Genomic DNA, 13,565 nt, shown 5'->3' on the forward strand with positions numbered 1-13,565 from the left:
CCCAACCAGTGGGCGGGTGCGGCGTCCTCGTTTCCGGACCTGGCCCGCTACGGACCCTGCGTCTTCGTGAAAATCGCTGCGGCAATGGTCATTCCGCCGACCACCCGCTTGGGAACCACCAGCGATCCGCCCTCCGCCGCCAGCAGGGCGGCAGCCTCCGCGACACTCGCGGTACCCACGGCGGCGGTGGTGCGCATCGAGGGGTTGGGCACCACCACCCCGGCCAGCTCCGCCGGCGTGAACGCGACGATCGACACCGCCAGCCGAGCGGCGGCAGCCGTCAACCCAGGTTCCCCGGCCCGCCGATCAACCGTCGCCAGAACACGAACCTTGCTGTCCCCCAGCACTTCCAGAATCGCCGCCAGCACCGAATCGGCAGCGACGCCCGGGCGCAGTCCCACCCCGACGGCATACTCACCGGGGGGCAAGGTGACGGCCGGAGCGCCGCGACTCAATTCCCATTCGCGTGTAGCGCCGTCGCTGTCGAGCTCCGGATCGCGATTCATGCCGGGACGTGGCCGCGGGCGAAATCGGCTGCGGCGGTGACGAAGCGCGCGATGGCGGCCGGGTTGCCGGCGGGGTGGGTGTGGAGGTAGGAGGCGTGGACCCGGTTGCGGATCGCGCCTTCGCGGACGGTTTCGCCGGACGGTGCGCGCCAGCCCCAGGCGAGCGGGTCCGTGCCGACCGCGGTCAGGCGGGTGCGGTGGAATTCGTGGCCGCGTACGCGTTCGCCTGCCGACCAGAGCGGAGAGTCGGTGAGGGCCACCGCGTCTCGGTAGCCGAGGGTGAGGCGGGGGCCGAATTCGGCTTCGGCGTCGATGACCCCGGCCATGCGGTGGCCGTCGAGGGAGCGGGTGAGGTAAAGCAGGCCCGCGCATTCGGCGTGGATGGGCAGACCCCGCGCCGCGCCTTCGGCGATCGCCTCGAGGAGGGCCGTGTTGGCGGCCAATCCGGCGGCGTGCTCTTCGGGGAAGCCACCGGGAAGGACCAAACCTGCAGTGCCGGAAGGCAGTACGTCACGCAGCGGGTCGAAGATCGCAACGCGGGCGCCCGCCGCTTCGAGCAGTTCGCGGTGCTCGGCGTACCCGAAGGTGAACGCCGCGCCGCCCGCCACGGCTATCACCGGGCCGGATCCAGCGAGCACGGTCGCCGACGCACCATCCGGCAGGCCCATACCCGCGTGGATTTCGGCAACCGGGTCCCACGCTGCACCGGCGGCACTCGGTGCGGCCAACGCCGCTATTGCCGCGAGGTCGATGTGCGCGGCGACCAGGTCGGTCATGGCGTCGACGGCCGAGCGGGCGGCTGCTCCGTGTTCGACGGCGGGGATGAGGCCGAGGTGGCGGGAGGGAACCTCCAGTTCGGCCAGGCGCGGGAGTGCGCCGAGGACCGGGAGGCCGACCCGGGTGCAGGCGGCGCGCAGGACCTGTTCGTGGCGTTCGCTGCCGACGCGGTTGAGAATGACTCCGCCCAAACGGATTCCGGTGTCGAAGGTGGCGAAACCGTGCAGGAGGGCGGCCAGGGATTGGCTGTGACCGCGGGCGTCCACGACCAGGATGACCGGGGCGCCGAGCATGGCGGCTATTTGGGCGGTGGAGCCTTCGGCCACGGGGGCCGTGTTGTTTTCGTCGATGCGGCCGTCGAACAGGCCCATGACGCCTTCGACCACGGCGAGGTCGCAGCCGCGGCTGCCGTGGTGGAACAGCGGCACCACGCGGTCCGCGCCCACCAGGACGGGGTCCAGATTGCGCCCGGGACGGCCCGCGGCGAGGCCGTGGTAGCCGGGGTCGATGTAGTCGGGACCGACCTTGAAGGGAGCCACGCGGTGACCGGCGCGGCGGAGCGCGCCGATCAAACCGGTTGCGACGGTGGTCTTTCCGCTGCCCGAGGCGGGCGCGGCGATGACCACGGCGGGGGTGGTCACCATTCGATGCCGCGCTGGCCCTTGCGGCCCGCGTCCATCGGGTGCTTGACCTTGGTCATCTCGGTGACCAGGTCGGCGGCGTCGATCAGGGCCTGCGGCGCGTCCCGGCCGGTGATGACCACATGCTGGTTGCCGGGCCGGTTGCGCAGGGTCTCGACGACCTCGTCGACGTCCACCCAGCCCCACTTCAAGGGGTAGGTGAATTCGTCGAGCACGTAGAAGCGGTGCTGCTCGGCGGCCAGGCGGCGCGCGATCTCCTGCCAACCGGCGAGCGCGGCGGCCGCATGATCCTCGTCGCTCCCCTGCTTACGAGTCCACGACCACCCTTCCCCCATCTTGTGCCATTCCACCGCTCCCCCGAGCCCCTTCTCCTCGTGCAGCGCACCGAGGGTACGGAAAGCGGCCTCCTCCCCCACCTTCCACTTGGCGCTCTTCACGAACTGGAACACCGCCACATCGAAGCCCTGGTTCCAGGCCCGCAACGCCATCCCGAACGCCGCGGTCGACTTCCCCTTGCCCGGTCCGGTGTGCACGGCCAGCACCGGCTGATTCCGCCGCTGCCGAGTCGTCAATCCGTCGTCCGGAATGCTCTCCGGCAGCGGAACACCCTGAGGCATCGATGAGCTCCTTTCGCGCCCGGCCGATCGGCCGTCCGACTCACGGTGCCATATGCCCCCACCGGCCTCGAAGCCGGGCACGGATCAACAGCGCGTCGTCACGGCAGCGCGTGCGCCACGGCGGACAGCAGCTTGCGGACGCCTGCGGCGATCAACCAGAACGCCCCCTCACCGGCCACTTCCATTCCGGCCTCGGCGGCCAAGCTCGGCTCGTTGTTCGCGCGCTGCTTGTTCTTCTTACGACGGAATATCCCCATGCCGGATCAACGGCGCCGCCGCCGCGCCGGTTCCGCGCCCGACCTCAGGCCGCACGCACGCCCGCGCGCACGACGCCCGCGACGGTTTCGCCGGTGAGTTCACCGAGTTGCAGGTAGCCGCCGCGGAGTTCGCGGGCGATGTCGCGGGCCAGGCCGAGGCGGATCATGCCGCGTTCGCAGTCGACGACCATCGAGGTGACCGAGTCGCGGGCCAGCAGGCGGGCGGCGGCGCGGGCGCGCGGGACGGGGTCGGTGCCGCCGGTGGCGCGGCCGTCGGTGAGGAGGACGACCATGGGGCGGCGGTGCGGGTCGCGGACGTGTTCGCGGTGGATGATCTCGCGGGCCTTCAGCAGTCCTTGGGCGAGCGGGGTTTTGCCGCCGGTGCGCATATCGGTGAGACGGCGGACGGCGATGTCGATGGAGTTGGTGGGCGGCAGCACCAGGGTGGCTTCCGCGCCGCGCATGGTGATGACGGCGACCTTGTCGCGGCGCTGGTAGGCGTCGCGGAGCAGGGCGACGATGGCGCCGGTGACGGCGGAGAGGCGATCGCGGGCGGCCATCGAACCGGAGGCGTCCACGACGAAGACGATCAGGTTCCCTTCGCGCCCTTCGCGATACGCGCCGCGCAGATCGTCGGCTTCGAAGGCGAGCGGCCCGGCGAGGCGGCCGCGCGCGAACTGGTGCGGGGCGGCGGCGAAGATGGTGCCGAGCAGATGCAGGCCGGCGCCGTGATCCTCGGTCGCGCGCACCACCCGCCCTTGCCGGGTACGCGCACGGGAGCGGCGGCCGGGCGCGCCCTCGCCGACTCCGGGGACTTCCCAGCGCGGCGGTTTGGGCAGGACTCCGGCGGGAGCCGCGACCTGGCCCTCGCGGGCAGCCGCCCCGCCCCGGCCGTCCTCGGAACCGGTTGACTCCGAACGCAATCCGCGCAGCAGATCCTCGTCTCGTCGCGGATCGAGGAAATCGGCGCGGGGGTCCGGCGCATCGGCGGGATCCGAGGCGTCGGCCGAGTTTTCCACGGCCGGGTCCGGCCCGGAACCATCGGATCCGGAGACCTCCGGCGCGTTCGCTTGTTCGCCCGGTCCCGGGCCGCCGTCCGCGCCTTGCGGCGAATCCTGCCCGCCCCCGGGCGAATCCGGCCCACCGTCCGGATCGTCGTCCGATCCGTCCCCGGTCTCGTTCAGCGGTCCCGCAGTCTCGTCCTGCGGGACCGCATCACCTTTTCCCGAGTCGTCACCACCCTGACGCGCCTGCTCGTCGGCCTGCCGCATCGCCTCGTCGAGTTGTTCCGGACTGATGCCCGGTTCATCGAACGGGTCTCGCCGACGCCGATGCGGCAGCGCGAGTTCCGCGGCGATCCGCACATCGGCTTCGGTCACCTCGGCCGCTCCCCGCCAGGCCGCGTGCGCGGTCGCGGTGCGCGCCACCACCAGGTCCGCGCGCATGCCGTCCACGTCGAAGGCCGCGCACAGGGCGGCGATCCGCCGCAGCTCCACATTGTCGAGGGCAACCTCGGCGAGCCGGTCGCGCGCGGTCAGAATCCGTTCGGCCACTTCACGATCCGCGGCGGCGTAGCGGTCGGCGAAGGCCGCGGGATCGGCCTCGTAATCGAGCCGCCGCCGCACCACGGCCATGCGCACGTCCACATTCCGCGAAGCCACCACGTCCACGGTCAGGCCGAACCGGTCCAGCAGCTGCGGGCGCAGCTCGCCTTCCTCCGGGTTCATGGTGCCCACGAGCACGAATCGCGCCGGGTGGGTGTGGGATACGCCGTCGCGCTCGATGTGCACGCGCCCCATGGCCGCGGCATCGAGCAGCACGTCCACCAGATGATCGTGCAGCAGGTTCACTTCGTCCACGTACAGCACGCCGTGATGGGCGGCCGCCAGCAAGCCCGGTTTGAACGCCTGCTCGCCGTCGCGCAGCACGCGTTCGAGATCCAGCGACCCGACCACCCGGTCCTCGGTCGCGCCGACCGGCAGCTCCACCAGCCGCGCCGGGCGCGCGCCGCTCTCGTCCACCACCGGCGGCAGCAGCTGCGCGAGCGCGCGCACCACCGTGGATTTCGCCGTCCCCTTCTCGCCCCGCACCAGCACGCCCCCGATACCGGGGTGCACGGCGCTCAGCACCAGCGCCAGCTGCAATCGCTCCTGCCCGACCACCGCCGAGAACGGAAACCCCGCCTCCTCACCCGAGGAACCGGTCAGCTGTGCGGATTCGAAATGCGCGGTCGCAGAGGAAACGGACACGCCCCAACTCTAGGCCCGCCCTCCTCGCCCCGAAGATCCACCCCGAACCAGCACCCCGGCGCTCCGCCCGGCCCCATGATCAACGGAGCCTGCGCGCGCGGCGACCGGCGCCGGAAACAACACAGCCCCTGGCAATCGGCCAGGGGCTGCGGGACAACAGTTATCAGCCGCGACGCATCGGGATGTGCGGGATCCCGTCCTCGATGTACTCCGGCCCGTCGAGCTTGAAGCCGTGCTTGGTGTACATGTCGACCAGGTAGGTCTGGGCGTTCAAACGCACTGTCGCGGAACCGGCTTCGGCCAGGGCCGCCTGGAGCAGGCGGGTGGTGTAGCCGTGGCCGCGTGCCTCGGGGGCGGTGCACAGGCGGCCGATGCGGAACGACTTCACGCCGTCGTTGTGTTCTTCCAGCAGGCGCAGGGTGCAGATCACGTCACCCTCGTCGTCGAGCCAGAAGTGCCGGGTTTCCGGGAGCAGATCGAGACCATCGAGCTCGGGGTACGCGCACTTCTGTTCGACGACGAACACCTCGACACGAAGTTTCAACAGCTTGTACAGCGTCGCGGTATCGAGATCCTCGGCCCACGACCGTTTGAGAGCAACCGTTGACATCATCGAGTCTTGCTATCACAACTACGCGTGAGAAGCGACCCCCGAGTGCTTCGGCGTGTTGTTGCCGTCCAGCCGCAGCGCCTGCTGCGACCAGTCCCAGACCTCCTTGAACAGGGCCTGGTTCTCCGAGAGCTTGACGCCGAGCGAGGGCACCATCTCCTTGAGTTTCGGCTCCCAGGAACCGAATTCGCGCGGGAAGCACTTCTGCATGACGTCGAGCATGGCGCTCACGCAGGTCGACGCGCCCGGGGAGGCGCCGAGCAGACCGGCGATGGAGCCGTCCTCGGCCGCGATGACCGCGGTGCCCAGTTCCAGCACACCGCCCGCACCCTTGCGGCGAATGATCTGCACCCGCTGACCGGCGATGATCAGCTCCCAGTCCTTGCCGTCGGCGCGCGGAATGAACTCCTCCATGGAGTCCACGCGACCGGCCTGCGACTTGAGCAGCTCCTCGACCAGGTACTTGACCAGACCCATCTCGGTGACGCCGACGCCCAGCATGGAGAACAGGTTGTTGGGCTTCACCGACTTGATCAGATCGGTGTACTTGCCGTCCTTGAGGAACTTCGGCGTCCAGCCGGCGTACGGGCCGAACAGCAGGCCGCGCTCACCGTTGATGACGCGAGTGTCCAAGTGCGGCACCGACATCGGCGGCGCGCCGACCGACGCCTGGCCGTACACCTTGGCCTCGTGCTGGGCGACCAGCTCCGGGTTGGTGGCGCGCAGGAACAGACCCGACACCGGGAAGCCGCCGAAGCCGGCGATCTCCTTGATGCCCGACTTCTGCAGCAGCGGCAGCGCACCGCCGCCCGCGCCGACGAACACGAACTTGGCGTTCACGACGCGCACTTTGCCGGTGCGCTCGTTGCGGACCTTCACCAGCCACGAACCATCGGACTGCTTGGTCAGGTTCAGCACCTGGTGCCCGAAGGCGATATCCGCGCCGGACGCGCCGAGGTAGGCCAGCAGCTCCTTGGTCAGCTCACCGAAGTCGATATCGGTGCCGTAGTCGGTCCAGTTCAGGGCGACCGGATCGGAGAAGTCACGGCCCTTGGCCATCAGCGGTAGTCGCGAGGCGAACTCGGCCGAATCGTCGATGAACTCCATGCCCTCGAAGAGCGGGTGCCGCGAGAGCGCCGCGTGCCGCTTGCGCAGGTACTCGACGCCATTGGCGCCGTGCGTGAAGCTCACGTGCGGAATGGGGTTGATGAAGTGTGAGGGCGCGGCCAGCACGCCGTTCTCGACCGCGTACGACCAGAACTGGCGCGACACCTGGAAACGCTCGTTGATGTCGACGGCCTTGGAGATCTCCACCTCACCGGCGGCGTTCTGCGGCGTGTAGTTCAGCTCGCAGAGCGCGGAGTGGCCGGTGCCGGCGTTGTTCCACGGGTCCGAGGACTCGGCGGCGGCGGCCTCGAGCCGCTCGAAAACAGTGATCGACCAATCCGGCTGCACCTGACGCAGCAGGGCACCGAGCGTGGCGCTCATGATGCCGGCTCCGATGAGGACTACATCGGTCTTTTCAATCGTGGCAGCATTCGACACGGCGTTGATCGACTTCCTTGTCTGTGTAGGGCAACCCAGCAGCGGTTAGGTTACCCGTCGTTCACCTATGTCCGATTGTGCCCCTGGACACGACGATTTCCCGCAACGAAAAGCCCGAATGTGAGAGATGCCTCGCGGTTTTCAAGCGGAGTGGTGGCGTTTAGATTGAGCATGTGACCTCTGATACGTCATCCGCAGCCGTCTCGCCCACCTCGAACCCGGCCGCCGGGGACTGGCAACCCGATGTCCTCGGGGCCGACTATCAGCAGCTCACCATCCCGCTCGGGCCGGATCCGGACGGCGAGGGCGAGGTGGTGGGCACGCTGGTCCGCTATCAGCCCGCCGCCGCGCCCGCGGCCACCCAGGCCGTGCTGTACGTGCACGGCTTCACCGACTACTTCTTCCAGGAACACCTGGCCGAGCACCTGGCCACGCAGGGCAATGCCTTCTACGCGCTGGACCTGCGCAAGTGCGGGCGCTCCACACGCGCCGGGCAGACCCCGCACTACGTGAGCGATCTGGCGCTCTACGACGCGGAACTGAATCGCTCGCTGGAGATCATCCGCCAGGAGACCGGGCTGCCCGTCCTGGTCATGGCGCATTCCACCGGCGGCCTGGTGACCGCGCTGTGGCTGCACCGGCTCAATGCCGCCGAGGGCAGCGGCGCACAGGGCATTACGGGCCTGGTGCTCAACAGCCCGTGGTTCGACCTGCAGGGCCCCGCCTACTTCCGGTCGATCGGCACCCCGCTGCTCGAGGGCCTGGGCCGGCTGAGCGCGTTCACGAAGCTGCCGCTGGGGGTGTCCACCGCCTACGGAGACAGCCTGCACCGCACCGTGTCCGGCGAATGGGACTACAACCTGGATTGGAAGCCGCTGACCGGTTTCCCGGTGCACGCGGGCTGGATCCGGGCCATCCGGCGCGGGCATTTCCGGCTGCACCGGGGCCTGGACATCGGCGTGCCCGCGCTGATCCTGCGATCCAAGGTGACCAAGTTCATGCGCGAGTACGGCCCGGCCGCCGATGTGGCGGACCTGGTGCTGGATGTGCGGCAGATTCAGAAATGGGCGGGCTGCCTGGGCGATCGCACCAATATCGTGCCCATCTCAGGCGCCCGCCACGATGTCTTCCTGTCCTCGGAAAAGCCTCGCGCACAGGCGTTCTCCGAGCTCGATTCCTGGCTGGCGTGGCTCGCGGCCACCGGTTCACCAGAAGCTGGTGCGTAGCACTACCTCGGTGGCGAGTTCGTGGCCGGCTTCCCCGGCCACATCCGCCACATCCACCGGGACGAGCCGGAATTCGCCGTAGACGAAGCGTCCGGAGGCCTCGGCGACGGCGCGCGGCAGGCTCTTGGTGGCCAGCAGCGTGGTGGGGATCTCCACCGGCGGGCAGCCCGGGTCGGCGACCTGGCCGTCCGCGCCCGCGGCGGCCGGGTGGCCGTGGCCCGCGGCGATCAGGCTCATGAAACGGCCGAAGCCGCGCGCGGCCAGCTGCCAGGCCAGTTGCGCGCCGCTGCCGCAGCCGACCAGATTGGCCCACGGCACTTTCAGCTCGTCGAGGATGGCCAGCACCGTGGCGCTGTCGAGCCCAGCGCCGGGTTCGATGACGATGGTGTGCAGGTCCGAGGTCTGCAAACGCGCGCAGACCTGGTCGTATACGTCGGCCGGATCGCCCACATCTGGGAGTAGGAGCACGTGGTGTCGCGATTCGGGTCCTCCGACTCGCACGGTCCACACGCGGTCACCGACCGTGATCCGCCGAGATTCCATAGCGATCACGCTACAGGGCGCTAGAAACCGCCGACTGGGTCTCGGTCAGATTGCTGTGACAAGGGTCACTTGTTCACCCGGCGTTCACTGTTCATCGGGCGTTCACGGTGAGGACGGGCAGATTTCCCGGGGCGCCCGTGGTGACGAGGCGGTCCAGGGCTTCGGCGTCGAGATGCTTGTCCAGCAGGTCGGCGAGCAGGTCGAGCTGGGCGGTGCGGATCTCGGCGACCGAAACGTCCTCGGCGACACGGAAACCGGTGCGGCCGGTGCGTGCGGCGACCTCGCGCAGCCAGGCGCGGCGGAAGGCGTCGGATTCCAGCGCGCCGTGCAGGTGGGTGCCCCAGACGGCGTCGCGCACACTGCCTTCCGGCACGCCGTCGAGCTCCAGCCAGGGTGCGTCGCCGGTGCGGGTGACGCGGCCGTGGTGGATCTCGTAGCCGTGCACGGGAATCGAGCCCGCGTGACCGGCATTGCGGCGCAGCACCTTCGGCTCGCCGAATTCGATGTCGAGGTCGAGCAGGCCGAGACCGGGGACGGTGCCCGCGCCCGATTCCACGCGATCGGTGATGGTGCGGGCGAGCATCTGGTAGCCGCCACAGATGCCCAGGATGGGTCCGCCGGCGGCCGCGCGGGCGGTCAGGGCGTCGGCGATTCCGGTGCGGCGCAGCCATTCCAGATCGCTCACGGTGGATTTGCTGCCGGGGACGACGACCAGGTCCGCGCCGGTGAGGCGGGACGGATCGCTAACCCAGCGCACCGCGACGCCCGGTTCGCAGGCGAGGGCTTCGACATCGGTGGAGTTGGAGATGCGCGGCAGGCGGACGGCGGCGACGGTCAGCCATTCGGTCCCGCGCGGGGGTTGCGGGCGGCCGACGGGGGCGTCGGCGACGGTGCCGAGCGAGTCCTCGGCATCGATCCAGAGCTCCTCGGCGAAGGGGATGACGCCGAGGGTGGGGCGGCCGGTGAGCGCGGTCAGCTGATCGATGCCGGGTTTCAGCAGGTCCACGTCGCCGCGGAATTTGTTGACGATGAAGCCCGAGATGAGTTGCTGGTCTTCGGGTTCCAGGATGGCGACGGTGCCGAACAGGTGGGCCAGCACGCCCCCGCGATCGATATCGCCGACCACGAGCACGGGCAGGTTCGCGGCGCGAGCGAGGCCCATATTGGCCAGATCGGTTGCCCGGAGGTTGATTTCGGCGGGCGATCCGGCGCCCTCGCAGATGACGACATCGAATTCCGCACGCAGCGCGGCCAATTCCTCGGCGACGACAGCGCGCAGGGCTTGGCGGTGCCGGAAGTAGTCCTTGGCCCCGACCGTGTCGACGGCCTTGCCCCGGACCACCAGTTGCGAGCGGCGGTCACTGCCCGGCTTGAGCAGGATGGGATTGAATCGCACGCTCGGCTCGAGGCCCGCGGCGCGCGCCTGCAAGGCCTGGGCACGCCCGATCTCTCCGCCATCGAGAGTGACGACGGAGTTGTTGGACATGTTCTGCGCCTTGAACGGCGCGACGCGGACCCCGCGTCGCGCCAGCAGGCGGCAGAGCCCGGCTACGACAACGCTTTTGCCCGCGTCGGACGTAGTTCCGGCAATGAGCAGCGCGCCTTTCACAGCTCGCCCATCGGGGGCGTGGGGGCGTAGCCCCCACTTTCTCCCCGGCTCACGGCAGCGTGAGGATCTCTGCGCCGTCCTCCGTGACCACCAGCGTGTGCTCGAACTGGGCGGTCCACTTCTTGTCCTTGGTGACCACGGTCCAGCCGTCGTCCCAGATCTCGTAGTCGATGCCGCCGAGGTTGATCATGGGCTCGATGGTGAAGGTCATGCCGGGCTCGATCACCGACTCCACGGCCGGGTTGTCGTAATGCAAGATGACCAGTCCGCTGTGGAAGGTCGGGCCGACGCCGTGCCCGGTGAAGTCACGGACCACGCCGTAACCGAAGCGATTGGCATAGGACTCGATCACGCGGCCGATGACATTGAGCGCCCGGCCCGGCTTCACGGCCTTGATCGACCGCATGGTGGCTTCGTGGGTGCGCTCGACGAGCAGCTTCACCTCTTCGTCCACCTCGCCCGCGAGATACGTCTTGTTGGTGTCGCCGTGCACGCCGTTGATATAGGCCGTCACATCGATGTTCACGATGTCGCCGTCCTCGATGACCGTCGAGTCCGGGATGCCGTGGCAGATGACCTCGTTCATGGAGGTGCAGCAGGACTTGGGGAAACCCTTGTAGCCCAGGGTCGACGGGTAGGCCCCGTGGTCGATCAGGTACTCGTGCACGATGGCGTCGAGCTGATCGGTCGTATTACCGGGCACGACCGCCTTGCCCGCTTCCTCCATCGCCTGCGCGGCCAGCTTGCTGGCCAGCCGCATCTTCTCGATGGTCTCCGGGGTCTGCACCCACGGCTCATGCCCCTCGTTGGCGGTCTTCTTCCACGCGTATTCGGGTCGCTCGATCGATTTCGGCACCTCACGAATGGGCGACTGGGTGCCGGGAACGAGGGGTTTGCGGGTGCGCACTGACATGCGAACAAGACTATCCGCCCGCGCGGCGCGCTTCGCAGTCTCGGGGGCCTCGCCCCCGATCCGCCCCGGACCAGGGTCTCCATCCGCCGGGAATCTTTCCGGACCGTGGTCCGTTTAGCCTTGTAGTTGACTTGGAAACAACGTGAGAGAAGGGCGCGAGCCGTGGAATTGGGACTGACGACATTCGCCGAGACACACCCGGTCGGTGGCGACGGACCGGTGCCGACCGCTGGTGAACGCCTGCGGCAGGTGGTCGAGGAAGCCGTGGTGACCGAGCAGGCCGGGCTGGACGTGTACGGCGTGGGCGAACATCACCGCAAGGACTTCGCCGCCTCCTCGCCGGCCGTGGTGCTGGCGGCCATCGCCTCGCGGACCGAGCGGATTCAGCTGACCAGCGCGGTCACCGTGCTGAGCTCGGTCGATCCGGTGCGGGCGTATCAGGACTTCGCGACGCTGGACGGGTTGTCCGGTGGCCGTGCCGAACTGATGGCCGGGCGCGGTTCGTTCATCGAATCGTTCCCGCTGTTCGGCTACGACCTGGCCGATTACGACGAGCTGTTCGAGGAGAAACTGGCGCTGCTGCTGAAGCTGCGCGAGGACGAACCGGTCACCTGGTCCGGGAAGTTCCGGGCGCCCCTCGACAATGCGATCGTGTACCCGCGCACCGAGAACCGGCCGCTGCCGGTGTGGATCGCGGTGGGCGGATCGCCCGAGTCCGTGGTGCGTGCGGGCCTGCTGGGCCTGCCGCTGGCCATCGCCATCATCGGCGGGCAGCCGGCGCGGTTCAAGCCGCTGGTGGACCTGTATCACCGCGCGCTCGAACAGGGCGGGCACGAACCGCAGCCGGTCGCGGTGCACGCGCACGGCTATGTGGCCGAAACGGATTCGCAGGCCGTGAACGACTTCTACAAGCCGTACGCGGCGGCCATGTCCGGCATCGGGCGCGAACGCGGCTGGGGTCCGATGACGCGCGAGCAGTTCGACGCCCTGCGCTCGCAGAGCGGATCGCTGTTCGTCGGCACGCCCGACTATGTGGCAGGCAAGATCGCCGACATTCGCGACACGCTCGGCCTGGACCGCTTCATGCTGCACACCAGCGTGGGCACGCTGCCGCACGAGAAGGTGCTGCGCAATATCGAACTGCTCGGCGAGAAGGTCGCCCCGCAGGTGCGCTGACACCCCACCGCTCCGACCAGAAGCGCGCCGTCATCGCGGCGCGCTTCTGCAGATCAGTCGTGCAGATTCGCTTGGAACGCAATGCGATCGCCTCGATAGAGAGATCGCACGCGTTCGATCGGCACACCGTCCGGCCCCACACTGCGGCGATGCAATAGCAGCATGGGCAGCGCCGTCGTGCATTCCAGCAACGCCGCCTCGCGTGGCGAGGCCAGCACGGTCTCCACGCGCTCGGTGGCGTTCGCGTACACCACACCCATCGCCCGGGTCGCCGCGTACAGCGACGTCTCCGGGTTGTACGTGTCGCGCAGCGTGGCGAACCGCGGCAGCGGCATGAAAGTGCTTTCCAGGCCGATTCTCTCGCCGTCCGCCAGCAGGATTCGTTCCAGATGCATGACGAGCGTGCCCGGTTCGATGCCGAGATCGCGCGCCGTATCCGGATCGGCGGGCTCGTCGGGCCAGCGCACCAGCAAACGCCCCGGCACCCGCCCGAATCGGATCGCCCCCTCGGTGTAGGACCGTAGAGTCATGGGCTGCACCATCTTCGGCCGCGACACCACGGTCCCGCGCCCCTGCCGCCGGATGCGGCCCTCCACCAGCAGCTCCCGCATCGCCTGCCGCACGGTCTCGCGCGCCACCCCGCACCGCACCGCCAGATCGCGTTCCGAGGGCAGCGGATCACCCTCGGAGAGTTCGCGGAGCAGCGATTCCAGTTCCGCGCGCACCCGGTAAGACTTGGGCATCCGGGCGGGATCGGTTCCCACACCGGACATTTCGTCCGCCACGCCATCCCCCGCGCGCCGGGTTCCCACCCCGGCAACGTCCGTTGTGTCCATGCCCCCAATGTACACAAGATTGGTCTATACCAATTGTTAACCTAGCGTTAGCGTACGAAA

The 13,565-nt window shown here is 69.0% G+C and carries 13 protein-coding genes; 2 read left to right on the forward strand and 11 right to left on the reverse strand.

What is annotated here, in order from left to right; translation table 11 throughout:
* Nucleotides 1-47 precede the first annotated feature (47 nt).
* From NY1_RS37075 to mqo, 7 genes are all read right to left on the reverse strand, one after another.
* Nucleotides 48-506 (reverse strand): cobalamin biosynthesis protein, encoded by a 459-nt coding sequence (locus NY1_RS37075; RefSeq protein ID WP_084536061.1) that lies wholly within the window; start codon nt 504-506, stop codon nt 48-50.
* Nucleotides 503-1,927, reverse strand: a complete 1,425-nt coding sequence (locus NY1_RS37080) for a cobyrinic acid a,c-diamide synthase CobB (protein WP_067721911.1) — start codon at nt 1,925-1,927, stop codon at nt 503-505. Before NY1_RS37080 ends, NY1_RS37075 begins: the two co-directional genes overlap by 4 nt.
* Nucleotides 1,921-2,541 (reverse strand): cob(I)yrinic acid a,c-diamide adenosyltransferase, encoded by a 621-nt coding sequence (cobO, locus tag NY1_RS37085; protein ID WP_067721912.1) that lies wholly within the window; start codon nt 2,539-2,541, stop codon nt 1,921-1,923. The genes NY1_RS37080 and cobO overlap by 7 nt, the downstream gene beginning before the upstream one ends.
* 98 nt (nt 2,542-2,639) lie before the next feature.
* Nucleotides 2,640-2,798, reverse strand: a complete 159-nt coding sequence (locus NY1_RS43415; protein ID WP_157762719.1) for a hypothetical protein — start codon at nt 2,796-2,798, stop codon at nt 2,640-2,642.
* A 44-nt stretch (nt 2,799-2,842) separates the two neighbouring features.
* Nucleotides 2,843-5,005, reverse strand: coding sequence for a VWA domain-containing protein (locus tag NY1_RS37090; RefSeq protein WP_067721956.1), 2,163 nt, complete (start codon nt 5,003-5,005; stop codon nt 2,843-2,845).
* A 205-nt stretch (nt 5,006-5,210) separates the two neighbouring features.
* Nucleotides 5,211-5,660, reverse strand: coding sequence for a GNAT family N-acetyltransferase (locus tag NY1_RS37095; protein WP_067721914.1), 450 nt, complete (start codon nt 5,658-5,660; stop codon nt 5,211-5,213).
* Nucleotides 5,661-5,678: 18 nt separating this feature from the next.
* Entirely contained in the window at nt 5,679-7,145 is a 1,467-nt protein-coding gene (gene mqo / locus NY1_RS37100) for a malate dehydrogenase (quinone) (RefSeq protein ID WP_233434650.1), read from the reverse strand.
* Between the two features lie 230 nt (nt 7,146-7,375).
* Between mqo and NY1_RS37105 the strand changes: the two genes are divergently transcribed.
* On the forward strand, nt 7,376-8,428 hold the full coding sequence (locus NY1_RS37105; RefSeq protein ID WP_067721916.1) for an alpha/beta hydrolase: 1,053 nt from the start codon (nt 7,376-7,378) through the stop codon (nt 8,426-8,428).
* Here NY1_RS37105 and NY1_RS37110 read toward each other — a convergent pair.
* From NY1_RS37110 to map, 3 genes are all read right to left on the reverse strand, one after another.
* Entirely contained in the window at nt 8,408-8,971 is a 564-nt protein-coding gene (locus NY1_RS37110; RefSeq protein ID WP_067721918.1) for an alpha/beta fold hydrolase, read from the reverse strand. The genes NY1_RS37105 and NY1_RS37110 overlap by 21 nt on opposite strands.
* Nucleotides 8,972-9,062: 91 nt before the next feature.
* Complete coding sequence (locus NY1_RS37115) at nt 9,063-10,580, reverse strand: cobyric acid synthase (protein ID WP_067721920.1); 1,518 nt, start codon at nt 10,578-10,580, stop codon at nt 9,063-9,065.
* A 49-nt stretch (nt 10,581-10,629) separates the two neighbouring features.
* Complete coding sequence (map, locus tag NY1_RS37120) at nt 10,630-11,493, reverse strand: type I methionyl aminopeptidase (protein WP_067721922.1); 864 nt, start codon at nt 11,491-11,493, stop codon at nt 10,630-10,632.
* A 162-nt stretch (nt 11,494-11,655) separates the two neighbouring features.
* Here map and NY1_RS37125 point away from each other — a divergent pair, with 162 nt between their 5' ends.
* Nucleotides 11,656-12,669, forward strand: coding sequence for an LLM class flavin-dependent oxidoreductase (locus tag NY1_RS37125; RefSeq protein ID WP_067721924.1), 1,014 nt, complete (start codon nt 11,656-11,658; stop codon nt 12,667-12,669).
* A 53-nt stretch (nt 12,670-12,722) separates the two neighbouring features.
* Here the strand turns inward: NY1_RS37125 and NY1_RS37130 are convergent, their stop codons facing one another.
* Entirely contained in the window at nt 12,723-13,442 is a 720-nt protein-coding gene (locus NY1_RS37130; RefSeq protein ID WP_067721959.1) for a GntR family transcriptional regulator, read from the reverse strand.
* Between the last annotated feature and the right edge of the window lie 123 nt (nt 13,443-13,565).

Origin of the sequence: Nocardia yamanashiensis NBRC 100130, from assembly GCF_001613325.1 — a bacterium.
GTDB lineage: Bacteria > Actinomycetota > Actinomycetes > Mycobacteriales > Mycobacteriaceae > Nocardia > Nocardia yamanashiensis.